Source organism: Arthrobacter sp. Edens01 (genome assembly GCF_001307035.1).
Lineage (GTDB): Bacteria > Actinomycetota > Actinomycetes > Actinomycetales > Micrococcaceae > Arthrobacter_B.
This window is the reverse complement of record NZ_LKIU01000005.1, coordinates 829,709-854,289: the sequence shown is the minus strand read 5'-3', so window position 1 is coordinate 854,289 and position 24,581 is coordinate 829,709. Positions and strand designations below refer to the sequence as shown.

The window sequence follows — 24,581 nt, the reverse complement described above, 5'->3', positions numbered from 1 at the left end:
CCACGGGGTGGGCAGGACAGCCAATTCAACCAATCAATAAATAATCGGTATCAATAAACTTGGCACACTATTGAGTTCTCAAACAACAGGCACATCCGGCACCGGGAGAGCTGTGATTCCGTGGAATCTTGTGCTCTCCGTCGCTCCGGAGCAACTTTTCTAGCTTAGTACCTCTCGGCAGTCGGTGTCAAACCGGCCGTTTTCGCGATACTCGCTGCGGATCTTGCGATCCTCCGCGCTTCCCGGTTCCCCGTTCTGCGCGGATATAAACTCTAGCACGGTTTTGGGGAGGCTGCGAACGCCTCCCCAAAACCGCCGAAGAGCGGTACGTCCGCGCCTACTTCCGCGGCGTCAGGTACAGGATGCCCAGGGGCGGAAGCCGCAGCGCGGCAGATGCCGGCTGGCCTTCGAACCCGCCTTCTTCCGCGACCACCACGCCCATGTTCCCCACCCCGGAGCCGCCGTACTCGGTGGCGTCGGTGTTCAGCCTCTCGATCCACTCCCCTGCCCAGGGCAGGCCCACCCGTATTCCCTCGTGCGGGGCGCCGGAGAAATTGGCGATGCAGACCAGCGGATTGCCCTGGCTGTCCCAGCGGATGAAGGAGAGAACGTTGTGCGCGCCGTCGTTCTCGTTGATCCACTGGAATCCGGACGGATCGTTGTCCCGCGCGTAGAGCGCCGGGGTCTCCCGGTAGATATCGTTCAGCTCACGGACGAGCAGCTGCACACCGCTGTGCTGCGGGGTTTCCGTGAGGTACCAGTCCAGACCGTACTGTTCGGACCATTCGGCTTCCTGGCCGAACTCCGTGCCCATGAAGATCAGCTGCTTGCCCGGGTGTGCCCACTGGAACGCGAGGTACGCGCGGACGTTCGCCAGCTGCTGCCACCTGTCCCCGGGCATCTTGCGCAGGAGCGATCCCTTGCCGTGCACCACTTCGTCATGGGAAATCGGGAGCAGGAAATTCTCGGTGAAGGCGTACACCAGCGAGAACGTGAGCTTGGAGTGGTGGTACATCCGGTTGACCGGGTCTTCGGACATGTACTCGAGGGTGTCGTTCATCCAGCCCATGTTCCACTTCAGGCCGAATCCGAGTCCGCCGGAACTGGTGGGAGAGGTAACCCCCGGGAAGGCCGTCGACTCTTCGGCGACCATGACGATTCCCGGGACCCGCCGGTATGCAGTGGCGTTGACTTCCTGCAGGAAGGATATGGCTTCCAGGTTCTCCCGGCCGCCGAACTGGTTTGGCCGCCACTGGCCCTCTGGGCGGGAGTAGTCCAGATAGAGCATGGAAGCGACGGCGTCGACCCGGAGCCCGTCGATGTGGAACTCCTCCAGCCAATAGATGGCGTTGGCCACCAGGAAGTTCCGTACCTCCCGCCTGCCGTAGTCGAAGATCAGGGTTCCCCAGTCGGGCTGTTCACCGCGCATCGGATCAGGGTGCTCATAGAGCGGCTGACCGTCGAAGTTCGCCAGCGCCCAGGAGTCCTTCGGGAAGTGGCCCGGGACCCAGTCCAGGATGACGCCGATGCCGGCCTGGTGCAGGGTGTCCACCAGGTACCGGAAGTCATCCGGATGGCCGAACCGTGCGGTGGGAGCGAAGTAGCTGGTGATCTGGTAACCCCAGGAACCACCGAAAGGGTGCTCCGCAACAGGCATGAACTCAACGTGGGTGAAGCCCTGCCACGTCACGTATTCGGCCAGCTGTTTTGCCAGTTCCCGGTAGTCCAGGCCCAGCCGCCATGACCCAAGGTGGACTTCATAGACGCTCATCGGCGAATTGTGCGGGTCCCGTTCCGCACGGGCCGTCATCCAGTCCGCGTCTTCGAACCGGTAGGTGGATTCGACCACCCGGGAACCGGTCAGCGGCGGTGCTTCAGTTCCCTTGGCCAGCGGGTCGGCCTTCTCCCGCCACACCCCGTCCTGCCCGAGGATCTCAAACTTGTAGCGGGAGCCGGGCTCGACGTCGGGGATGAAGATTTCCCAGACCCCGGAGCTTCCCAGGGACCGCATCGCGTGGATGCGTCCGTCCCAGGCGTTGAAATCGCCCTCGACCCGGACGGCCTGCGCATTCGGCGCCCACACCGCGAAGCTGACTCCGTCCACTTCGCCGAGAACCGAGTTGTAGTGGTGCGGATTGGCACCGAGCACCGTCCAGAGCTTTTCATGCCGGCCTTCACCGATCAGGTGCAGGTCCATTTCGCCCAGGCTGGGCAGGAACCGGTAGGGATCATCAAACGTTGCCGGCGGCACGCCGTCGTACGAAACTTCCAGCCGGTAGTCCGGCACCTGTCCGGCCGTCTGGGCAGGGAGGGTGCCCACCCAGATTCCGTTGTGCTCGTGGTGAAGGGGCACCCGGCCCTCAGTCGTAACCGCAGTAACCTCCCGTGCCAGCGGGCGGAGCGTGCGGATGGTGACCGTCCCGTGGTCGTCCAGGTGCGCGCCCAGGACGGCATGGGGCTGGTAATAGCTGCCGTTTGAGACAGCATCCAGGACGTCCTGTGCCACCGGGAGCGGGTTGCCGCCTACCGGAGCCGGGGCCGAGGCCGGTGAGGAGTCTGTGCCGGAAGCATCCGGCACAGCAGTGGCAGTGCCCGACGCCGCGGCGGCCGCATGCCGGGGGTTTGCCGCTGGATCCGTCCTGGCGTCCTTGGGCTGGTTTGATTTGGAATTCGGGGTCTTGTTCACGGGGCTCACTTCCTGGCCATTCGGCGGATCCTGCTGCAGGCTGAGTTCTTCAAGTACCTGCCGGGCGGCCGTTGCGGGCACTTCAATCCAGGCCGGTCGATTACGGATCTCGTAGACAACTTCGTACAGGGCCTTGTCCAGCCACAGGGCGATGTAAAGCGGGTCGGCGCGGTTGATGTGCGTCCCGGTTTCCTTCTCATAGCCGCGCAGGAAGGCATCGGCGGCGCTCTGTGCCCAGGCCATGGCCCGCGCCTTGCGCCCGGCGTTTTCCACCAGGTCTTCGGGGCCGGCACCGGAAGAGCCGATAATCGCCACGGCGGCGGCATAGTCAATGGAGCGCAGCATGCCCACCACGTCCCGCAGCGCGACGTCAGGAACGCTTCGTTCGGCCGCGGGGCGAAGCGGTTCACCTTCAAAGTCCAGCACAGTCCATCCCCGGGACGGCGAGTGCAGCACCTGTCCCAGATGGTAGTCGGCGTGGATGCGCTGCAGGTTCGGCAGAGCCGGGAGCTCCTCGACTGTGGCCAGCAGCTGGTCAACTACCTGGTCGTATGGCCCAACATAGCTTCGGGCTTCCTCCCATTCCCACTTCAGCCGGCGGACCAGAGAGGACAGGAACTCTGCCTGTTCAGCGGGCGTGGGCTGGTGTGCCCCAAAAGCTGCTTCCAGCTGGGAGTGGATCCGCCCGGTGACGGCGCCCAGTTCCTCGGCTTCCGCGGTGAAGTCCCGGCCGGAGACAGCAGCAGAGGAGGCGGTGCGCCAGGCGTCCTCGCTGTTGGGGACGAACTCGCGCAGCACGCTGACGTCACCGCTCACCCAGGTGCCGGAACCGGCGTCGTCATAGACGTCCTGCCAGCTCCCGGTGACCCAGCCGAACGTGGCAGGCACGTCCTGGGACCCGCCTTCGGTCAGTTTGGCGCTGACCAGGACGTCCGGGCTTTCCCCGGCCGCCAGCACACGGTAGAACTTCACGATCACCGGCGCCCGCTCGGTGGCGGCAATTACCGAGGTGTTGGACTGTTCGCCCTTCAGGACACGGATCGGAAGGATCTCCTCGAAGGGATCCCAGTCGGCGAATCCGTCCAGGGCATAGCCGTGCGTGCGTCCGTCCAGGGAACTGGCCTGCGCGCGCATGGTCTCAAGCCACGCAGTGACGAACACCGGGTCGGCGGTCGCGTCGTAAAACCACTGCCGGCCCTTTTCTTCGTGCTCCACCACACCCATCAGCGCGCCGTCGAGTTCCTCAACCGGCGCAGGTCGGGCGCTGACCGGAACGCTGATGATGTCCACCCGCCGCCCGGATTCAACCGAGACGAAGTGCACGTTCATCTGCACGGCACCGCGTGGATCAGCGAGCTTTATCCCCCCGACCCGGCGAAGGACCACATCCTTTCCCTTGGCCGGAAACCATCGCTGCCGGGGCAGCCAGGCAGTGAGAATTTCGGGCAGGGTCGGGATGGTGTCTGTCATTTCGACGTGGCCTCCGAGGCGAGTATCAGCGGGATTGCTTCGGTCTGTGGAGAGCTTGGGTTGGATCTCGCCGAGCGCAGCCGCAGCCAGTAGAAGTCGTGGCTGCCCAGGGTCAGGGTGAGCGAACCGTCCTCACTGAACGTGGGGAACGGCGTGCCTCCGAAGGCATCCCTGAGACCGCGGCTGGCGAACTCGGGCAGGTTCACCGTGGCTGCGACCGGGTGCTGGGAGAGGTTGAAAATGCAGAACATGGTCTCCCCGACCTCCCCTTCCGGGTTGTCCTCCGGCAGCTCGCGCAGGAATGCCAGCACCGCTTCGCTGTCCGTGGGGACATTGCGGTAGGAGCCCAGTCCAAACGCCGGATGGGTCCGGCGGACCATGATCATCTGGCGCATCCAGTGCAGGAGCGAGCTTGAGCTCGCCAGCTGCGCTTCAACATTCACGTGGTTGTAGTGGTACACCAGCGACTGGACCACGGGCAGGTAGACCTTGCCCGGATCAGCGGTGGAGAAACCGGCGTTGCGGTCCGGGTTCCACTGCATGGGTGTGCGGGAGGAGTCACGGTCCTCAAGCCAGATGTTGTCGCCCATCCCGATCTCATCCCCGTAATAGAGGAACGGGCTGCCGGGGAGGGAGAGCAGGAGCGCGTGGATCAACTCAATCTCGGACCTGGAGTTGTCCAGCAGCGGCGCCAGCCGGCGCCGGATGCCGATGTTGGCCCGCATCCGGGAATCCGGTGCGTACCAGCCCAGCATCGCCTGGCGCTCTTCGTTGGTGACCATCTCCAGCGTCAGCTCATCGTGGTTGCGCAGGAACGTGCCCCACTGGCTGCCCGCCGGGATATCCGGTGTTTCCTCCATGGTCTGGATGATGGGAGCGGCTTTTTGGTCCCGCAGCGCATAGAAGAGCCGGGGCATGATCGGGAAGTGGAAGCACATATGGCATTCCGGCCCGGTTTCGTCGCCGAAGTACTCAACGACTTCATGCGGCATCTGGTTGGCTTCCGCGACGATCACGCGTCCGGGGTAGTTCTCGTCCACCATGGTCCGCAGGTCCTTCAGGAACCGGTGGGTGGCAGGCAGGTTCTCGCAGTTGGTGCCGTCCTCTTCGAAGAGGTAGGGGATGGCATCCGCACGGAACCCGTCAATCCCCTGGTCCAGCCAGAAGCGGACGACGTCGAACACCGCCTCGACGACCTTGGGATTTTCGAAGTTCAGGTCCGGCTGGTGGCTGAAGAACCGGTGCCAGTAGAACTGGCGCCGCACCGGGTCGAAGGCCCAGTTCGATTCCTCGGTGTCCACGAAGATGATCCGGGCGTCTTCGTACTTCTGGTCAGTGTCGGACCAGACGTAGAAGTCCCCGTATGGACCGTCGGGATCATTGCGGGATTCCTCGAACCAGGGATGCTTATCCGATGTGTGGTTCAGCGGCAGGTCGATGATGACGCGGAGGCCGCGGGCGTGGGCCTCGGCAACCAGCCGCTTGAAGTCGCTGATCGTTCCGAACTCGCTGAGCACGTCGTAGTAATCGGAGATGTCATACCCGCCGTCACGCAGCGGTGACTTGAAGAACGGCGGCAGCCAGAGGCAGTCAACGCCGAGCCACTGCAGGTAATCCAGCTGGGAGATCAGGCCCGTGAAATCGCCGTTGCCGTCGCCGTTGGAGTCACGGAATCCGCGGACCAGCACCTCGTAGAAAACAGCCTTTCGGTACCAGTTCGGGTCGTTCGTCAGTCCCGGTGCGTGCAGCTGAAAAGGATTTACCACTGGGCTCCCCTCCGTACTGCGAGAACATGCGCCGGTTCATAGTGCGCGTCCAGGCGTACGTAGTTGTACTGGCCCCAGCGGTAGCTGGCACCGCTGATCAGGTCGTCAACCCAGAACGTTCCGTCCTCGTTGAAGTCCTGCGGCGCAAGGTGCAGGGCGTCCAGGTCCAGTGTCACGGTGCACTCGCGTGCACTGTGCGGGTCAGTGTTCACCACAATGATGAGCGTGTCCTTACTGCTTGCATCGGTTAGGTCGATTTGCTTGTGCTTGGAATAGACGACCGTTGCCTCATCCGTGCTGGAATGCACGGTGAGGTTCTGCAGGTCCCCCAGTGCCGGGTGGTCGTGGCGGATCTTGTTCAGCCGGGTGATGTACGGAGCCAGGCTGCGGTTTTCCGCTTCAGCTGCGGCAAAGTCGCGCTGCTTGTACTCGAACTTCTCGTTGTCTATGTATTCCTCGGCCCCGGGGCGGGCAACGTGCTCATAGAGTTCGTAGCCGGCGTACATGCCCCACAGCGGGCTGGCGGTTGACGCCAGGACCGCACGGATCTTGAAGGCGGGCGGACCGCCGTACTGCAGGAATTCGGTGAGGATGTCCGGAGTGTTGACGAAGAAATTGGGACGGAAGAACGCGGCGGTTTCCTTCGAGACCTCGGTGAAGTACTCCTCGATTTCCTGCCGCGTGTTCCGCCAGGTGAAGTAGGTGTAGGACTGCTGGAACCCGGCCATGCCCAGGGCATGCATCATCGGGGGACGGGTGAAGGCTTCGGCGAGGAAGACTACGTCCGGGTGCTCCCGGTTCACCGTGGTGATCAGCCATTCCCAGAACCGCAGCGGCTTGGTGTGCGGGTTGTCCACGCGGAAGATCTTCACGCCGTGGCTGATCCACATCAGCACAATCCGCAGGATCTCCTGCGACAGGCCCTCGTAGTCGTTGTCGAAGTTCAGGGGATAGATGTCCTGGTACTTCTTCGGCGGGTTCTCAGCGTAGGCAATAGTGCCGTCTACCCGGGTGGTGAACCACTCGGGATGCTCGGTGACCCAGGGGTGGTCCGGGGATGCCTGCAGGGCAAGGTCGATGGCCACTTCCAGCCCAAACCCCTCCGCTGCCTGGACAAAGAAATCAAAGTCGTCGAAGGTTCCGAGGTCCGGATGGATCGCGTCGTGGCCACCCTCAGCGGAGCCGATCGCCCACGGAGAACCCGGATCCTGCGGACCCGCAACCAGTGTGTTGTTCGGCCCCTTGCGGAACGTGGTGCCAATGGGATGTATCGGCGGAAGGTAAATGACGTCAAAACCCATCGCGGCCACCCGGTCCAGGCTGCGTGCAGCGCTCCGGAACGTTCCGGAAGTCCAGGATGCTGTTGCCGGGTCGAAGGAAGCCCCTTCAGAACGGGGGAAGAACTCGTACCATGCTCCGCGTCCGGCGCGGTCCCTTTCCACCTTCACCGGGAACCGCTGGGACGGGGTCACAAGGTCGCGGATGGGTTCCCGCTCCAGGACTTCGGCAAGTTCGGGGCGGCCGGCCGCAGCGAACCGCATTCCCGGATCAAGTGCTGTGTCCTCCAGGACACGGGCAGTTTCGCGCAGAACGGCGGCGTCCGCTTCGTTCCGCCCGGCTGCAGCAGCACTGAAAAGCGCGGCGCCTTCTGCGAGCATCAGCTCGACGTCGATTCCGGCCGCTATCTTCACGTCGGCATTGTGGTGCCAGGTACCGAAGAGATCGGCCCAGCCTTCAACCGTAAATGTGTAGTCGCCGGTCGTTTCAGGACGCAGCTGGCCCTCCCAGCGGTCCAGGCCCTGGCCAACCGGGTGCATGCGCCGGCGCTGGACTTCCTGGCCCTGGGGGTCATAGAGCACGGCAGAGACCCCCACCAGGTCATGGCCTTCGCGGAAGACCGTCGCCCCGATTACTAGGTCTTCACCGGGGACCGCCTTGGCGGCAAAACGGCCGCACTGGATCACCGGAGACACGTTGAGAACAGGAATCCGGCCGAACCGGAGTTCCGTGGCGGGCTGGACATTAGATGGCAACGCGCTGGATGAGGTCACAGACTAGACGTTAGCGACAATCAGGGCAGATTGCTAAGGGCACGTACTTTTTGCAGTATCGATACTGGTCAGAGCACCCTCCGGAGAAATCACCGCAGGTGGGAGCGGGGTGGAAAGAATCCCGGTTAAATCCCTGTTGCTTTTGCGTGACACACACCACCTCCCGGAGGAACTGCGCTAGCCTAACGGGGGTGAAGGCAATCCGAAGGTTTACCGTCCGCACCGTCCTCCCCGACAGCATTGCGCCGCTTGCCAGGCTGGCCGGCAACCTGCGCTGGAGCTGGCATCAGCCCACCCGGGACCTCTTCAAGGACCTGGACCCCCGGATCTGGGCCGAGAGCGGCCACGACCCCATCCGGGCCCTGGGCATGGTCAGCCGCCAGACCCTGGAACGAATCTCGGGCGATCCCGCCCTGGTGGAGCAGATCCGCTCCCTGGACGAGAACCTGGAGCACTACCTCACCGCCCCTCGCTGGTATCAGTCGCTCGGCGAAGACGCTCCGCGTTCGATCGCCTATTTCTCCCCCGAGTACGGCATTTCCGCCGTACTCCCGCAATACTCAGGCGGCCTGGGCATCCTGGCCGGCGACCATCTCAAGTCGGCGTCCGACCTGGGCGTGCCGCTGGTCGGCGTTGGTCTGCTCTACCAGGCGGGCTATTTCAAGCAGTCCCTTTCCCGTGACGGGTGGCAGCAGGAGACCTACCCGGTCCTTGACCCCAACGGCCTGCCGCTGACCCTGCTGCGCGAAGAAGACGGAACTCCCGCCCGCATCAGCCTGCCGCTGCCGAACGGGCGGCACCTGATGGCGCAGATCTGGCGCGCCGACGTCGGGCGCGTTCCCCTGCTGCTGCTGGATGCGGATGTACGCGGCAACGACGACGCCGCCCGCGGCATTACGGACCGTCTTTACGGCGGCAGCGGGGACCACCGGCTGCAGCAGGAGCTTCTGCTGGGCATGGGCGGGGTGAAGGCACTGCGTGTCTTCGAACGTCTCACCGGTGCTCCTGCCCCGGAGGTCTTCCATACGAATGAGGGCCATGCGGGCTTCCTTGGCGTGGAGCGCATCCGGGAGCTGATGGACACGGGCATGCACTGGGAAGAGGCACTGACCGCTGCCCGTGCCTCCACGATCTTCACCACGCACACTCCCGTGCCGGCCGGAATCGACCGCTTCGACGTCGGCGAAGTGCGGCACTTCCTTAATGCCGGACTGGCCCAGTCGGTTCCAACCAACAAGGTGCTTGCCCTGGGTGCCGAGGATTACGAGGGCGGGGATCCGAACGTCTTCAACATGGCGGTCATGGGCCTGCGCCTGGCCCAGCGCGCCAACGGTGTCGCAAAGCTGCACGGGCAGGTCTCCCGTGAGATGTTCTCCGGTCTCTGGCCGGGCTTTGACGTCTCAGAAATCCCCATCACCTCCGTCACGAACGGAGTACACGTTCCTACCTGGGTGGATCCGGAACTGACCGCCCTCGCCCAGGACCAGTTCGGAGTGGCCACCGTCCACGACCGCGACTGGACACGGGCGTACGAAGTCGACGACGAGGTCCTGTGGGACCTGCGGCGCAGGCTGCGCATGAAGCTGATCGAGGACGTCCGGCACCGGGTACGGTCAGCCTGGCGCAAGCGCGGCGCCCCGGACGCTTCGCTGGGCTGGACCGACGACGTACTGGACCCCGACATCCTGACCATAGGCTTCGCCCGCCGGGTGCCGACGTACAAGCGGCTGACGCTCATGCTCAGGGACCCGGCCAGGCTGAAGGCCCTGCTGCTCCATCCGGACCATCCGGTGCAGCTCGTGGTGGCAGGCAAGTCCCACCCTGCTGACGAGCAGGGAAAGCGGATGATCCAGGATCTGGTCCAGTTCACCGACGACCCGGAGGTCCGGCACCGGATCGTCTTCCTGCCGAACTACGACATCGCCATGGCGCGCACCCTGTTCCCGGGCTGTGACGTCTGGCTGAACAATCCCATCCGTCCGCTTGAGGCTTCGGGCACGTCGGGCATGAAGTCCGCCATCAACGGCGGGCTAAACCTGTCCGTGCTGGATGGCTGGTGGGACGAAATGTACGACGGCGAGAACGGCTGGGCTATCCCGTCCGCCAACCCGCGCGAAGGAACCCATACCCGGGAGCTCTACACCGCCGACCAGCGGGACGACATTGAAGCTGCCGCCCTGTATGACCTGCTGGAGAACACTGTGGCTCCGATGTTCTACGGCCAGGAACCCTCGGCAGACGCTGGTGCGGCCGGCCCCTCGGAGGCTCCCGCCGATTCCCTGCCCCACGAATGGCTGGAGATGGTCAAGCACACGCTGGCTGAGCTTGGCCCGAAGGTCTCCGCCAACCGAATGCTGCGTGACTACGTCAATAACCTTTACCGGCCCGCCTGCCAGTCCGGCCGGGCGGCTGCAGCCGACCAGTACCAGGCGGCACGGGAACTGGCTGCCTGGATTATGCGGGTCCGCGATGCCTGGGGCGGAGTCAACGTTGAGCACGTGGATTCGATTGGCATCTCGGACGCCCCTCAGATCGGGGACACTCTCACAGTCCAGGCTTACGTGAGCCTGGGTTCGCTGAAACCGGCAGACGTAGTGGTGGAAGCCGCCTACGGGAAGGTCTCCGGCGCTGACAAGCTCAGCGACCACCAGCTTCTTGACCTCTCCGTCGCCGAAGACCTCGGCTCCGGCAGGTTCCTGTACTCGGGAGAAATGCCAATCGAGCTGGCCGGACCCTTCGGATACACGGTGCGGGTGCTCCCGTACCATTCCGGGCTGGCGTCCAAGGCAGAACTGGGGCTGGTCGCGAACGCCTAAGCACCCCCACACAGCAGCACGCCGGCACCCGTGACGGGTGCCGGCGTGCTGCTTTTCCGGTCTGGGTGCGCCGGTGGCGCGGGCGGCTAGATACGGTAGACGCTGATCGAGTTTCCTTCGATGTGGTCTTTTTCCCCGGGCGCAAGGCGTGCGCCGGTGCGGCGTTCTTCCGGATCAGCTGTGGCGAACACGAGTTCGTACAAATGGCCTTCGTTTGCCGTGACTCCTGCATCGTCCAGGGTGGCACGGCTCGGCAGCACAATCTGTTCTGTTTCCTGTCCGCCGTTGATTACCATAAGCCCGGCACGCTCGCCCTGGCCGGAGCCGATGAGCAGCTGAAGCACACGGCAGCCAGGATCGTGCCACGCAGCGTCAGTCATGGGCTGTCCGGAAGCATCAAACCAGAGCAGGAACGCGTCCCGCGGATCAGCGGGGAAGGCATAGGGCTGGCGTGCAAGGAACTCCCTTCGCAGGCGGACCAGCGCCGCGGTGGCAGCAAACATGCGCCGCGCGTCGTCGTCGTCCTGCCAGGACAGCCAGGCAGTCTTGTTGTCCTGGCAGTAGGCGTTGTTGTTCCCGTGCTGGGTGCGGCCGACTTCATCACCGGACGTGATCATGGGAACGCCCACGGAGAGCAGCAGGGTAGCCATGAGGTTTCGCGCCGTCTGCCGGCGGTGCGGAAGGATCCGCGGGTTGTCAGTCGGGCCTTCAATGCCGTGGTTCCAGCTGCGGTTGTGGCTTGAACCGTCCCGGTTGTCTTCGCCGTTGGCCTGGTTGTGCTTGTGGTTGTAGGTGGTGAGGTCCGCCAGCGTAAAGCCGTCATGCGCTGTCACCAGGTTTACGGAGGAAAGCGGGGTCCGTTCCGAACGGGCAAAGAGTTCTGCCGATCCTGCCAGAGCAGTGCCAAGACGGGCCAGGGACCCTGCCGGCTCTCCAGCTGCCAGGGCAGCCTGGTCAGCCAGCCAAAAGTCCCGGACCGTGTCCCGGAAATGGTCGTTCCAGTCTGCCCAGCCCGGCGGGAAATTGCCGGTCTGCCAGCCGTCCGGGCCCAGGTCCCACGGCTCCGCAATCAGCTTGATCCCGTGCATGACCGGGTCCGTGGCCAGCGCCACCAGCAGCGGATGCCGCCGGTCGAAGCGGTTCTCCGCATCCCTGGCCATGGTCGGTGCCAGGTCGAAGCGGAAGCCGTCCACGTGGTACTCGCGCACCCAGTAGCGCAGCGAATCAAGCGTCATCTGGATGACGCGGGGTTCGCTGAAGTCCAGGCTGTTGCCGCAGCCGGTGGTGTCGATGTACCGGCCGTCTGAGTCATGCCGGTAGTAGGTCTCTTCCCCCAGGCCCCGCCAGGACAGAGCAGGCAGGTCCTTCCCGCCTTCGGCAGTGTGGTTGTACACGACGTCGAGGATCACCTCGATGCCCGCGGCATGGAGGTTCTTCACCATGGTCTTGAACTCATCCTGTACCGCCTGCGGGCCGGCGGCCTGGGCGGTGGGGGTGGCATAGTCCGTGTGCGGGGCAAAGTAGCCCAGGGTGTTGTAGCCCCAGTAGTTGGAGAGCCCGAGTTCCTGGAGGTGCGGCTCGTCGATGTGGAAGTGGACCGGAAGCAGTTCCACGGCCGTGATCCCCAGGTCCTGCAGGTACCCGATGGTGGCCGGGTGGCCCATCCCCGCGTAGGTGCCCCGAAGGTCTTCCGGCAGCGCCGGGTTGAGCTTGGTCATACCCCGGACATGGGCTTCATAGATGACGGAATCGCGCCACCGTGTGTGCGGGGGTTCATCGTTCCCCCAGTCAAAGTCCGGGGTGGTGGCCACTGAGAACCACAACGGTTCCCTGTCCTCACGCTGGACCGTGTCGATTCCCCGCCCGTACGGGTCAAGGAGCAGCTGGAAAGAACCCGGTTCGGCCGGCAGGTGCGCGCCGTGGCCCCAGAATCCGTAGCGGATCCCCGGGCGCAGGCCTTCCACCCGGCCGTGGTGCACGCCTGCCGAACGCCGCTCGAGCAGGGCCGAAGCCCATTGCCCGGGCCGCGGTTCGAACCAGACATCCACAGCTTCGAGACCGGGGGCAAAAACGGACACGTTGACGGCGCCCGGAACATCCGGGACGCCCGCCACGCTGCGGTGGACTCCCAGGGGGAAAGCCCGGGAGATTCGCTGTGTCTGCCTATCTCCAGTTACGACGTGTGCCATGAATGCCTCTCCGGCGCTCCGCGAAGGTCAGGCTGATCGCTGACGCGAAACTTCGTAAAGGGTGATCCCGACGGCCATGGAGGCGTTGAGGGATTCCATGGCGGAGTCGATCGGGATTGAAACAATCTGGTCGCAGTTTTCCCGGACCAGGCGGGACAGGCCCTTGCCCTCGGAACCCACCACAATGCAGACCGGGTCCTTGGCCAGGGCGAGGTCCGGAAGGGAAACGTCGCCGTCGCCGTCCAGGCCCAGCACGAAGATTCCCATCTTCTTGAAGGTCTTCAGCGTGTTGTTCAGGTTGCCGGCGCGTGCCACCGGAACGCGGACGGCAGCACCCGCGCTGGTCTTCCATGCTGAGGCGGTGACGCCGACCGAGCGGCGTTCGGGGACTACAACACCGTGGGCGCTGAAAGCTGACGCCGAGCGGATAATCGCACCAAGGTTGCGGGGATCGGTGATTCCGTCCAGGGCAACGAAGAGCGGCGCGTTGGCGATGTGGCCCTTCTTCCAGGACGCGATTGTCTCCTCGGCGAGGTCGATCGGGTCTGCGTACTCATAGGGCGGGATCTGCAGCACCAGGCCCTGGTGGACGGCCTCGTTGGTCATCCGGTCCAGCTCGGGCTTGTGCGTTTCCATCACAGGCAGGCCGCGCTCGGCTGCCATCTTCAGGGATTCGCGGACGCGGTCGTCCATGTCGATGCGGACGGCAACGTGCAGCGCCTTCGCCGGAATGCCGGCGCGCAGGGCTTCCACCACCGAGTTCCGGCCGGTAACGACTTCTTCAGCCACTTTGCCGCGGGCAGGGGCGTTGCGGCCGCCGGGGCGCTGGCCGCCGTGCTTGGCGGCAGAGCGCTCGGAGAGCTGCTTGCTCTTATATGCCTTGTGGTAGGGGCGGTCTTCAGCCTTGGGCGTCGGTCCTTTGCCTTCGAGGGCCTTGCGCCCGAGGCCGCCGGTCCCCTGGCTGGGGCCCTTTTTGGCTTTGCGCACTGCGCCGGGTCGTCCGTGATTGGCCATGGGTATACACCTTAAGTAGAAGAAAGCACTACTCCTAGTTTACGCAGGCTGTCCCAAACCCGTGAGCCGCAGCCAAACCAGTTAGCCCAGAGCTAACGCCTACCCTTGTTCCAGGGACCAGAGTGCCCCGTCGGCAGTGTCTTCCACGACCACCCCGGCGGCTGCGAGCGAGTCCCGGATCGCGTCGGCCCGGGCCCAGTCCTTCGCTGCGCGGGCTTCGCTGCGCTCCCGGAGCCGGTCCTGGATCAGGCTGTCCAGCGCTGTGTGTTCAGGACCTGCCGCAGCACCGGAGGACTGGACGGCGTCCAGTCCCAGGACTGTTGTCATGGCCCGGACCTGCGCCAGGGCGGTCCGCACGGTATCCAGGTCCGACGCCGCGAGGGCGGTGTTGCCGGTTCGCACGGTTTCGTGCAGCACGGCAAGGGCCTGCGGGACGTTGAGGTCGTCATCCATGGCGGCGCCGAATGCTTCCGGGACATCCGCCGGGTTTGGCGCCTCGTTCTCTCCCACCTTGGCGGCGGCCTTGGCGATGAAACCGTCGATCCGCTCTACTGCCGCCGCGGCTTCCTGCAGGGAGGTGGGCCGGTAGTCCAGCACGGAGCGGTAGTGTGCCTGGCCGAGGTAGTACCGGACGACGCGCGGGGACGCCTCAGCGAGCATCTGCGAGGGGCTGATGGTGTTGCCGATGGACTTGGACATCTTCTCGCCCTCGAAGGTGACCATGCCGTTGTGCATCCAGAAGTTGGCAAACCCGTCTCCGGCAGCCTGGGACTGTGCCATTTCGTTTTCGTGGTGCGGGAACCGCAGATCCAGTCCCCCGCCGTGGATGTCGAAGCGCGGACCGAGGTACTTGGTGACCATGGCGGAGCATTCCAGGTGCCAGCCGGGCCGGCCGCGGCCCCACGGGCTGTCCCAGGCTGCCGTTTCGGGATCCGTGTCCTTGTGCCCCTTCCACAGCGCGAAGTCCCGCGGATCGCGCTTGCCCCGCGGATCGGCGTCGGGGGCTGCCTGCATGTCATCAATGTTCTGCCGGGTGAGCGAGCCGTAGGCGGGCCAGGACCGGACGTCGAAGTACACGTCTCCCGAGTCGTCCAGGGCGGGATAGGCATGTCCGGCCTCGATCAGGCGCTGGATGAGCGCGTGCATTTCCGGAATGTGGCCGGTTGCGCGGGGTTCGTAGGTGGGCCGCTGCACGCCCAGTGCGTCGTAGGCGCGGGAGAATTCCTGCTCGAAGCGGTAGGCCAGCGCCCACCACTCTTCGTCGGGCACGACGCCGTCCGCCGGCTCTGCGCCAACGGATGCGGCAGCCTTGGCCAGGATCTTGTCATCAATGTCAGTGACGTTGCGGACGGTGGTAACCCTGAAGCCGCGGGCCTGGAGCCAGCGGGTGAGCTGATCGAACGCGATGGCCGAGCGGATGTGCCCCACGTGCGGCAGCCCCTGCACCGTGGCACCGCAGTAGTACAGACTGACCTGCCCGGGGATCAGGGGCTCGAAGTCCCGGATGCTGGCTGTCGCTGTGTCATAGAATCTCAGGCTCACTGCTCTAGGCTACCGCGTGGCACCTGCCCCGCCCGCAGGGAGGTTACGCCTCTACCCGGCGACGACGACGGCGGTGGCCACGGCGGCGATTCCCTCGCCGCGGCCGGTGAAGCCCAGGCCGTCAGTCGTGGTGGCTGAGACACTCACGGGTGCGCCCGCTGCCTTGGTGAGGACAGCTTCGGCTTCGGCGCGCCGGGGGCTGAACTTGGGGCGGTTGCCGATCAGCTGCACGGACACGTTCCCGATGCGGAAACCGGCCTCGCGGACCAGCCGTGCCGCTTCCGCCAGGAGAACGGTGCCCGCGGCTCCGGCGTACTCCGGCCGGTCGGTGCCGAAGTGCGATCCAAGATCTCCGATACCGGCAGCAGAGAACAGCGCGTCCGCAGCGGCGTGCGCCACGACGTCGCCGTCGGAATGCCCTGCGAGGCCCCGCTCTCCCTCCCAGAGAAGGCCCGCGACCCACAGCGGGCGCGGAACGTCGTCGGGAGCGAAAGCGTGTACGTCCGTACCGATTCCGGTGCGGGGCAGGTTCTCCATGCGGCCTAGTCCTCCTGCATGCTTGAACCGCCGCCAAGGACTGCTTCGGCCAGAAGCAGGTCAAGCGGCGTGGTGATTTTCAGGGACATGGCGGAGCCTTCAACGACGTGGACCGTCTCCCCCAGGCTTTCGGCCAGCATCGCGTCGTCTGTGATCGCTGCGGCCCGCTGCTCATCGAAGTCCGACGCCGCGGCGTGGGCGCGGCGCAGGAGGCCTGCGTCGAACCCCTGCGGTGTCTGGACCGCCCGGAGGCTTGCCCGGTCCGGTGTCCCGGTGACGCGGGCGGGGGCGGGATCATTCTCCGCGCCTGCTGCCAATTCAACGGCTTTGACGGTGTCCACCACAGGTACTGCCGGAATCACCGCGCCGGCACCTGCAGCCAGGGCCGCCGTGACCCGGTGAAAGACCTGGACCGGCGTCAGCGCGCGTGCCGCGTCGTGGACCAGGACGGCGTCGAGGTCCTCCGGCAGGGCCCTGAGCGCAGCACGGACCGAGTCGGAACGGGTCGCTCCGCCGTCCACTACCTCGATCGGGCAGCTAAGGGGGGTGGCAGCACAGAGTGCGCGGAGTGCCGTGTCCGCGGCCGGGACTGCTACTGCGATGTACGAGGCAACACCCGAGGCCTCAACACCCCTCAGCGCGTGGGACAGGAGCATTTCCCCGGCGAGGGGAACCTGGGCTTTCGGCATTCCGTAGCCAAGGCGCTGGCCGGACCCGCCGGCCACAAGGATGACGCCCACACGGAAGGGGCCGGGAGTGGATTCAGACACAGACCAAGCCTAGTGCCATGACGCCGCGGCGGCCGTCGAGGGGGTAAAACCGGTGCTTAAACCAGTGCTGCCGGCCCGCTAAGCGGACCGGCAGCTGGAATCAGGGCCTAGCTGGAAAGGACTTCGTCCAGTACAGCGGCAGCCTGGTCCTCGTCTGTCTTTTCGGCCAGGGCAAGCTCCGAAATGAGGATCTGGCGTGCCTTTGCGAGCATGCGCTTCTCGCCCGCGGAAAGACCGCGGTCGTGGTCGCGGCGCCACAGGTCGCGGACGACCTCAGCAACCTTGACTACGTCGCCCGAAGCGAGCTTCTCCAGATTTGCCTTGTAACGGCGGGACCAGTTGGTGGGTTCCTCAGTCAGTTCTGCACGGAGGACATCGAAGACGTGCTCGAGGCCTTCCTTGCCAACGACGTCGCGAACCCCAACAAGGTCAACGTTTTCAGCCGGTACTTCAATGGTCAGATCACCCTGTGCCACCTTGAGCTTGAGATACATTTTCTCTTCGCCCTTGATGGTCCGCATCTTGATTTCTTCAATCTTCGCGGCACCGTGGTGAGGGTAAACTACTGTCTCGCCAACCTCAAAAACCATGTGGACTTTCCCCTTTCCCGACCCCTAGTCTAACATGCTGGCGACACGCCGAGAAGAGTTTGCGCAGGTCAGGGGCCTGAGCCCAAAAACTGAGTATGATTCAGCCCTTCACCCGTAGCCTGCTGAGTAGTTTTAACAGGCTCCCTGACGTAGCGAAATCCATGTTTTCGGGGGTTTGCCGATAGGCTAGGTGCAAACATCCCTCGGTCCTTGGACCGCCACCCTTCAGGAGTTTGTGCTGTGATTTTCACATCCAGGAACCGGGCGCGGAACGCTGCCGCCGCCGGTGTTATTGCGCTGTCGCTGCTGGGCGCCACCGGTTGCAGTGCCGTGAACGATCAGGCAACCACCATGGAGTACTCCCCGTCCGACGGCATCGTCCAGGACCTGGGCGACCTGCAGCTGCGCAACATCCTGGTGGTCAGCGAGGGTGACGGTGAGCCCGGACGCCTGATGGGCACCGTGATCAACGACTCTGCCGACCCGATCAACTTTGAACTCTCCGTTGGCGGTTCCAACCTGTCCTGGAACATCCCCGGCGGCGGCAAGGTTGTCTACGACGACGCCCCGCAGGCTGAGGTCCTCGTAGAGGCCGTCAACGTCCTTCCGGGCACCGGCATCCGTGCCGAAGCCAAGGACGGCTCTGAAACGGCAACCCTGAACCTCCCCGTCGTGGACGGCCAGGTTTCCTACTACGAGGATTACCTGCCCACCCCGGAGCCCACTCCTTCCGAAGAGCCTGCAGCCGAGGCCACGGAGACCCCTGCCCCGTAGCGGCAGCCGCGCCTTCGGCGCCAGAGCTCCACACCTAAAACATAAAGAAGGTCCGCCCGGTTCTACCGGGCGGACCTTCCTTATGTGCGCTCTGCCCGGGCGTCAGGCTTCGAATTTGTAGCCGAGACCGCGCACAGTGACAAGGTGCGCCGGCGCCGAGGGGTCCGGCTCGATCTTGGCGCGAAGCCGCTTCACGTGCACGTCCAGGGTTTTTGTGTCCCCGACATAGTCCGCTCCCCAGACCCGTTCGATCAGCTGGCCCCGGGTCATGACCCGCCCGGAGTTCCGCAGCAGCATTTCCAGCAGCTCGAATTCCTTCAGGGGCATGGGTATGTTTTGCCCGCTGACACTCACCACATGCCGGTCTACGTCCATGCGCACCGGCCCCGCCTGGACCGTGGCTCCGCCCAGGTCTCCGGAGTCGCTGCGGCGCCGCAGCACAGCCCGAACCCGCGCCAGCAGCTCCCTTGAGGAGTACGGCTTGGTGACGTAGTCATCTGCGCCGAGTTCCAGACCCACCACCTTGTCGATTTCGGCGTCCCGGGCGGTGAGCATAATGACGGGAACGTCCGAGCGCTGACGAAGCTGCCGGCAGACCTCGGTCCCGGATTGCCCGGGGAGCATCAGGTCAAGCAGCACCAGGTCCGCCCCGGACCGGTCAAACTCGGCAACGGCGTCCAGACCGTTGTCCACCACTGCGACCTCGAAGCCTTCACGTTCAAGAAGGTAGGACAACGGGTCGCTGAAGGACTCTTCGTCCTCCACAATCAGGATCCTGCTCAACTCACTCCTTGCCGGCCGGCGCAGCAGCGCCGTCTGTCCGCGGCGGGGAATCCGCCATTTCCTCTGAATCCGCGGCATCCATTTCGGGGAGCCGCACGGTGAAAGTGGAACCCTGCCCCGGCTGGGACCAGAGATTCACCTCTCCGCCGTGGTTTGAAACCACATGCTTGACGATGCTCAGGCCCAGGCCGGTGCCGCCGGTATTGCGTGACCGTGCCGAGTCGATCCGGTAGAACCTTTCGAAGACACGTTCCTGGTCGTCCGGGGCGATCCCGGGCCCGCGGTCGGTAACCGTGACCTGTGCCAGGCCGTCGCGTGAGCGGATGCCCACACCCACCTGGCTGCCTTCGGGCGAATAGCGGATGGCATTGTCAATCAGGTTGCGGAAGGCCGTGGTGAGCATCGGTCCGTCGGCATACACCGGGTTATCAGCACTGCCGCCCATCACCACCGTGATGTTCCGCTTTTCCGCCGGAAGCCGGTTGGCCTCGACGGCGTCGGACACCAGCTCGTTGATGTCCACAGGCTCCGCGTGGTCCACCATGTCGGTGCCCTGGAGGCGGGAAAGCTCAATGATGTCCTGTACCAGCGCGGAAAGACGCACTGTTTCCTTGTGCATCCGCTTCGCGAACCGGCGCACCGCTTCTTCGTCAGCCGCGGCGTCGTCGATGGCTTCCGCAAGGAGCGAGATTGCCCCCACCGGGGTCTTCAGTTCGTGGGAGGCGTTGGCAACGAAGTCGTTGCGCATTTCCTCGGTCCTGGTTGCCTCAGTACGGTCATCGGCCAGGATGAGGATGTACTCCTCGGCAATCGGGGCGACGCGCAGCTGCAGGATCAGGCTGGCTTCCCCCAGCAGGCCGCGGTTCAGTTCCACGTTCCGTTCCTCGATCACGCCGTCCCTGCGGACCCTCGCAGTCAGCGCCAGGACTTCTTCCTGCATCAGCGTGTGCCCGCGCACCAGCCCAAAGGCGTACGCACCGGGACTGGCCCGGACAACGCCGTCGATCCCGTCAACAACGATGTAGGCGCGGCCAAGGACGCCAAGGATCTCCGCGGCACCCTCGGAGAGCGCCGGTTCATCCACTTCCGCCAGATTGCGGCGGTGCCGCTGGCTGGAGACATAGGCGACGACGCCGAAGACACCAACGGCCAGGCCGAGGATGCCTGAGAGCAGGCCCAGCAGTACAGGATTCACAGTCCTAGCTTAGGCTGAGCGACTCATACCGGTTGGCTCTCCAGTGGCATTCGACCAACCGTTAAACTAACGTTCACTTCAAGAGGGTCGAGAGTTAACCGGATGCTGGCAGCATGATTGGAGCCGCAGGGCCGGTTGCCGGCCCTGTAAGAGTTGATCGAAAGGACGCATTAAGTGCGCAAGGTTTTCCAGGCCGAGCTTCACCAGATCGGTGAGGAGCTGACCCAGATTTCCCAGCTCGTCACCGAGGCGATGAAGAAGGCGACGCAGGCGTTCGAGACGGCCGACACCGAACTGGCACAGGACGTCATCGCCGCGGACGCCCGCATCGACTTCCTGCAGAACGACCTCGACGAGCGTGCCATCGACATCCTGGCCCTCCAGGGCCCGGTAGCCAGTGACCTCCGCATGATCGTCGGCTCGCTGCGAATGAGCGCCTCGCTTGAGCGGATGGGCGATCTGGCACGGCACATCGCCCAGCTGGCCCGCCTGCGCTACCCGGCCAACGTTGTGCCGGAGAACATGGTGGAGACGTTCAAGGAAATGGCACGCCTGGACATCGCCATTTCCGAGCTCCTCACCGAGCTGCTTGAGACCCGCAACCTGGATCTCAGCAAGGAGATTTACGCGCACAACACGCGGATCAACGAACTGCATGCCGGTGTGTTCAAGGCCGTTGCTTCCACCGACTGGAACAACTCCCCCGTGACCACCGTGGACCTGACCCTGGCAAGCCGGTACTTCGAACGGTTCGCCGACCACGGAGTTTCCGTCACCCGGAAGGTCAACTACCTCGTGACCGGTGAGTGGCAGCCCATCTCCGAGAGCGCCGTCTAGGACGCCCGACCACACCAGACAAAGAAGGTGCCCTTCCCCGCGGGGAAGGGCACCTTCTTTGCAGTCCGGGACTACTTCTTCTGCTTGCCCTGGTTGGCAACGGCCTGGATGGATGCCGCGGCGGCTTCCGGATCCAGGTAGGTGCCGCCGGCCTTGACCGGCTTGAGGTCTTCGTCGAGTTCGTACACCAGCGGGATGCCCGTGGGAATGTTGACGGCCGCGATGTCGGCGTCGGAAATCCCGTCAAGGTGCTTGACCAGGGCGCGCAGCGAGTTGCCGTGCGCAGCGATCATCACCGTCTTGCCGGAGCGGATGTCCTGGGAGATGTCGCTTTCCCAGTACGGGAGGAAGCGCTCCAGCACGTCCTTCAGGCACTCGGTGCGCGGCTTTTCCTCGTCGCTGAGGTCGGCGTAGCGTGCGTCGTGCGCCTGGGAGAAGTCGCTGTCGTCCGGCAGGGGCGGCGGCGGGGTGTCGTAGGAACGGCGCCAGAGCATGAACTGCTCCTCGCCGTATTCGGCCAGCGTCTGGGCCTTGTCCTTGCCCTGAAGCGCCCCGTAGTGGCGTTCGTTCAACCGCCAGCTGCGCTTGACATCGATCCAGATGCGGTCGGCTTCGCCAAGCGCGATGTTGGCCGTGTTGATGGCCCGCTGCAGCCGCGACGTGTAGAGGATATCCGGGAGGATGTTGTTCTCCACCAGCAGTTCGCCGGCTCGGAGAGCCTCGGCCCGGCCCAGGTCCGTGAGATCCACATCCACCCAGCCGGTGAAGAGGTTCTTTTCATTCCATTCACTCTGCCCGTGGCGCAGAAGGATCACTTTGTAGGTCATAAAAGCATCGTAGCGGCACAGTGACGGCGCTGGCAGGGCGGTCCGTAACCAACGTGCCTTGTTGGAGTGCATTGGGGTACGGGGTTCCGCGGCGGCGCCGTCCGGTCATGAGCATCCACCGCCGGCCGGTAACATTGTTTGGTGAAAATCCCTTCAAAACCCGTGGGAAATGTGACCCGGGGCACTACAAACCCGAATCGACTGCGAAGGGTGGACCGCTGGCTCTCCGGTCCTGAAGGGTGGCGGCTGCGCCGTGCGGCGGACCCCCTGGTCATCGATCTGGGCTACGGCGCCGCACCGGTAACAGCCGTGGAACTGCATTCGCGGATCAGCGGAGTGCGGGCAGACGTCAGCGTGGTCGGGATTGAGATCGATCCGGAGCGCGTCCGTGCCGCCAAACCGCTTGAGCGGGACGGACTTCGGTTCGTCCAGGGCGGGTTCGAGCTGCCGCTGAACGGACGCCGGCCGGTAATGGTCCGGGCATTCAACGTGCTGCGGCAGTACAGCGAGGAGGAGTATTCCGCACACTGGGATATGGTGTGCAGCCGGCTGGCTGACGGCGGCATCTTCATTGACGGAACCTGCGACGAGATTGGGCGCCGTTCAACCTGGGTTGTCCTGGAGCAGGCAGGCCCGGTGTCGCTGAGCATCTCGCTGCGGTTCGGAGCCTTCAGCCTGCCCTCCGATGTAGCGGAACGGCTGCCCAAAGCCCTGATCCACCGGAACGTACCGGGTGAGAAGGTGCATGCCTTCCTGCAGGCCATGGACAAGGCCTGGACTGAGGCTGCCCCCATGGCGTCCTACGGGAACCGGCAGCGCTGGATTGCCATGTGCCGTTCGCTGCGGGCGGCAGGCTGGCCGCTGCTTACCGGGCCGAGCCGGTGGAGGCTGGGGGAAATAACCGTGGCGTGGGACGCCGTAGCGCCCGCTGCGGACCAGGTCTGAGGACCGCTACCAGGAGCCGTAGGCTCCGCCGCGGCCCTTGGACTCGTTGAGGGCCGGCCGGACATCCGCGAGGTAGACGGATGCGGCCACCACGGCGGCCAGCTCAAAGAGCAGCAGCGCCAGCGGACCGAACAGCAGAACGGACAGCAGCCCGACTGCGGCGGCACCGCCGGTCAGGCCCATCCAGAAGCCCTTGGTGCGCTTGTAGGCGCGCTCAAAATCGGCAGGCTTGCGCCTGGCGCAGTCGGCGAACGCCCACAGCTCGATGACGAGCGCAACGATGCCCAGGACCAGGTAGATGAGGTTCTGCAGTATAAGAACGAGTGCCACGGGTCCACCCTACCGTGGAAGAGCCTGATCGAGGTCGTTCCAGAGGTCCTCAACGTTTTCGATTCCTACGGACAGCCTGAGCAGGTTCTCCGGAACGGAGACGGGTTCCTCGGGTTGCCGGCGGCGGCGTTCAATCAGCGACTCGACGCCTCCGAGCGACGTGGCCGGAAGCCAGAGTTCCACCTTCTCCGTTACGGCGTCAGCGGCTTCGGCACCGCCGGCAACCTCGATGCAGAGAATCGAGCCGAATCCGTCCATCTGGGCGGCTGCCCGGCTATGGCCGGGGTCCTGGGGCAGCCCGGGATAGCGCACGGCTTCCACACCGGGATGGGTTGCCAGCCTCCCGGCCAGTTCCATGGCCGTTTCCATCGAGCGCTGCACCCGAAGGGCGAGGGTACGCAGGCCCCGCAGCGCCAGCCACACCTCGAACGGGCCGCCCACGGCTCCGTGCAGCGACCGGTAGGTGAGCAGCCGCGAGCGCAGCTCGGGATCGGAGGTTACGGTGGCGCCCAGCACGACGTCGGAATGCCCGGATAGGTACTTCGTCACCGAGTGCACAACGACGTCGGCCCCCAGGTCCAGCGGCCTGGTCACCAGGGGCGTGGAGAACGTGTTGTCCACAACCACCAGGGCACCGGCGGCGTGGGCCGCATCGGCCAGCACAGCCAGCTCGGCGACCTCAAGCATCGGGTTAGTGGGGCTCTCAAGCCAAAGCATGGCCGCGCCGTCGAGGGCGGCGATGACTTCGTCCGTGTTCGCAATGTCCACGGTACGCACGGTGATACGGCCGTCGCGGGCGTCCCCCGCGGCCAGCAGCAATGACCCCTGGTAACTGTGGCGGGGCATCACCAGCGTGCCGCCCGCAGGGATCAGGGACATTGCCGCAATGACTGCAGCGAGCCCGGAAGAGTAGACCAGGGCGGGAAGTTCGGCGTTTTCAAGGGTTCCGAGGGCTTCTTCAAACGGGTCCCACGTGGGGTTTGAATACCGGCCGTAAATCCGGTCCCCCTCCCGGGTGGCCCGTGTGCCGTGGAACGTGGAGCTGAGGACGATCGGAGGGTTCACGGCGGAATCCGCGGTCCGCTCCGGACGGCCGGCTGCGACGACTGTGGTTTCCGGTGAAAACTGTGCGGCGGTGTGCCCGTGCCCGGTTGCTGTGCTCATGGGATTTAGCGTAGACCGCACGTCTGCGCCGGTGCTTCAAGGGCACCGGCGCAGGCGTCATGTTCCGACACGCGGCTACGCGGCTAGACGAACTGTCCTCCGGGAGTGGGATCCGGATCTGACGGCTGCCGCAGTGCGGTGATGGCCAGCGCCAGGCTGAGGACGGCCGCATCAGCTCTCGACGCCTGTTGAACCACACGGCACAGCTCGACGAGATCCTGCGGCTGCTCGCCGGGCAGCGGGGGCACGCCGCCGACAGCTCATTCCCAGCCTGACTGGGTAGGCTAGGCGGGTG

At 64.8% G+C, this 24,581-nt stretch carries 19 protein-coding genes; 4 read left to right on the top strand and 15 right to left on the bottom strand.

Annotated elements, in window-relative coordinates:
- Positions 1-337 precede the first annotated feature (337 nt).
- Genes glgB through AO716_RS10170 form a run of 3 tightly spaced genes read right to left on the bottom strand, consistent with a single transcriptional unit; the run spans position 338 to position 7,973 of the window.
- On the bottom strand, positions 338-4,156 hold the full coding sequence (gene glgB, locus AO716_RS10180) for a 1,4-alpha-glucan branching protein GlgB (RefSeq protein WP_055240762.1): 3,819 nt from the start codon (positions 4,154-4,156) through the stop codon (positions 338-340).
- Positions 4,153-5,922, bottom strand: a complete 1,770-nt coding sequence (gene treS / locus AO716_RS10175; RefSeq protein ID WP_055240761.1) for a maltose alpha-D-glucosyltransferase — start codon at positions 5,920-5,922, stop codon at positions 4,153-4,155. Before treS ends, glgB begins: the two co-directional genes overlap by 4 nt.
- Positions 5,916-7,973 (bottom strand): alpha-1,4-glucan--maltose-1-phosphate maltosyltransferase, encoded by a 2,058-nt coding sequence (locus tag AO716_RS10170; protein ID WP_235472057.1) that lies wholly within the window; start codon positions 7,971-7,973, stop codon positions 5,916-5,918. The genes treS and AO716_RS10170 overlap by 7 nt, the downstream gene beginning before the upstream one ends.
- Before the next feature lie 191 nt (positions 7,974-8,164).
- Here AO716_RS10170 and glgP point away from each other — a divergent pair, with 191 nt between their 5' ends.
- Complete coding sequence (glgP, locus tag AO716_RS10165) at positions 8,165-10,789, top strand: alpha-glucan family phosphorylase (protein WP_055240760.1); 2,625 nt, start codon at positions 8,165-8,167, stop codon at positions 10,787-10,789.
- 86 nt (positions 10,790-10,875) lie between these two features.
- On the opposite strand, the gene glgX is transcribed toward glgP, so the two are convergent.
- The 6 genes from glgX to AO716_RS10135 all read right to left on the bottom strand — a co-directional run bounded on the left by glgX (position 10,876) and on the right by AO716_RS10135 (position 17,431).
- Positions 10,876-12,978, bottom strand: a complete 2,103-nt coding sequence (glgX, locus tag AO716_RS10160; RefSeq protein ID WP_055240759.1) for a glycogen debranching protein GlgX — start codon at positions 12,976-12,978, stop codon at positions 10,876-10,878.
- Between the two features lie 27 nt (positions 12,979-13,005).
- A complete protein-coding gene (gene rlmB / locus AO716_RS10155; RefSeq protein ID WP_055240758.1) occupies positions 13,006-13,992 on the bottom strand; it encodes a 23S rRNA (guanosine(2251)-2'-O)-methyltransferase RlmB in 987 nt (328 codons plus the stop codon).
- A 99-nt stretch (positions 13,993-14,091) separates the two neighbouring features.
- Entirely contained in the window at positions 14,092-15,534 is a 1,443-nt protein-coding gene (gene cysS / locus AO716_RS10150; protein WP_055240757.1) for a cysteine--tRNA ligase, read from the bottom strand.
- A 51-nt stretch (positions 15,535-15,585) separates the two neighbouring features.
- A complete protein-coding gene (gene ispF, locus AO716_RS10145; RefSeq protein ID WP_055240756.1) occupies positions 15,586-16,071 on the bottom strand; it encodes a 2-C-methyl-D-erythritol 2,4-cyclodiphosphate synthase in 486 nt (161 codons plus the stop codon).
- A gap of 5 nt (positions 16,072-16,076) precedes the next feature.
- Complete coding sequence (gene ispD / locus AO716_RS10140; protein WP_055240755.1) at positions 16,077-16,841, bottom strand: 2-C-methyl-D-erythritol 4-phosphate cytidylyltransferase; 765 nt, start codon at positions 16,839-16,841, stop codon at positions 16,077-16,079.
- 107 nt (positions 16,842-16,948) lie between these two features.
- A complete protein-coding gene (locus AO716_RS10135) occupies positions 16,949-17,431 on the bottom strand; it encodes a CarD family transcriptional regulator (protein WP_055240754.1) in 483 nt (160 codons plus the stop codon).
- A 240-nt stretch (positions 17,432-17,671) separates the two neighbouring features.
- On the opposite strand from AO716_RS10135, the gene AO716_RS10130 reads away from it, so the two are divergent.
- The gene (locus AO716_RS10130; RefSeq protein ID WP_055240753.1) at positions 17,672-18,205 is read left to right on the top strand and encodes a hypothetical protein; all 534 of its coding nucleotides are present in this window, start codon (positions 17,672-17,674) and stop codon (positions 18,203-18,205) included.
- A gap of 102 nt (positions 18,206-18,307) precedes the next feature.
- On the opposite strand, the gene AO716_RS10125 is transcribed toward AO716_RS10130, so the two are convergent.
- Positions 18,308-18,988 carry a response regulator transcription factor gene (locus AO716_RS10125; protein ID WP_055240752.1) on the bottom strand — a complete coding sequence of 227 codons (681 nt, stop codon included), beginning with the start codon at positions 18,986-18,988 and terminating at the stop codon, positions 18,308-18,310.
- A gap of 1 nt (position 18,989) precedes the next feature.
- A complete protein-coding gene (locus AO716_RS10120; RefSeq protein WP_055240751.1) occupies positions 18,990-20,183 on the bottom strand; it encodes a sensor histidine kinase in 1,194 nt (397 codons plus the stop codon).
- A gap of 174 nt (positions 20,184-20,357) precedes the next feature.
- Between AO716_RS10120 and phoU the strand changes: the two genes are divergently transcribed.
- Positions 20,358-21,020, top strand: a complete 663-nt coding sequence (phoU, locus tag AO716_RS10115) for a phosphate signaling complex protein PhoU (protein ID WP_055240750.1) — start codon at positions 20,358-20,360, stop codon at positions 21,018-21,020.
- A 71-nt stretch (positions 21,021-21,091) separates the two neighbouring features.
- On the opposite strand, the gene AO716_RS10110 is transcribed toward phoU, so the two are convergent.
- On the bottom strand, positions 21,092-21,847 hold the full coding sequence (locus AO716_RS10110; protein ID WP_055242110.1) for a phosphoglyceromutase: 756 nt from the start codon (positions 21,845-21,847) through the stop codon (positions 21,092-21,094).
- A 141-nt stretch (positions 21,848-21,988) separates the two neighbouring features.
- Here AO716_RS10110 and AO716_RS10105 point away from each other — a divergent pair, with 141 nt between their 5' ends.
- Entirely contained in the window at positions 21,989-22,792 is an 804-nt protein-coding gene (locus AO716_RS10105; protein WP_235472056.1) for a class I SAM-dependent methyltransferase, read from the top strand.
- Positions 22,793-22,798: 6 nt separating this feature from the next.
- On the opposite strand, the gene AO716_RS10100 is transcribed toward AO716_RS10105, so the two are convergent.
- From AO716_RS10100 to AO716_RS17460, 3 genes are all read right to left on the bottom strand, one after another.
- Positions 22,799-23,122, bottom strand: a complete 324-nt coding sequence (locus tag AO716_RS10100; protein ID WP_055240748.1) for a DUF2516 family protein — start codon at positions 23,120-23,122, stop codon at positions 22,799-22,801.
- A 9-nt stretch (positions 23,123-23,131) separates the two neighbouring features.
- Positions 23,132-24,286 carry a trans-sulfuration enzyme family protein gene (locus AO716_RS10095; protein ID WP_055240747.1) on the bottom strand — a complete coding sequence of 385 codons (1,155 nt, stop codon included), beginning with the start codon at positions 24,284-24,286 and terminating at the stop codon, positions 23,132-23,134.
- A gap of 83 nt (positions 24,287-24,369) precedes the next feature.
- On the bottom strand, positions 24,370-24,534 hold the full coding sequence (locus AO716_RS17460; RefSeq protein WP_160317925.1) for a hypothetical protein: 165 nt from the start codon (positions 24,532-24,534) through the stop codon (positions 24,370-24,372).
- Positions 24,535-24,581: the final 47 nt, after the last annotated feature.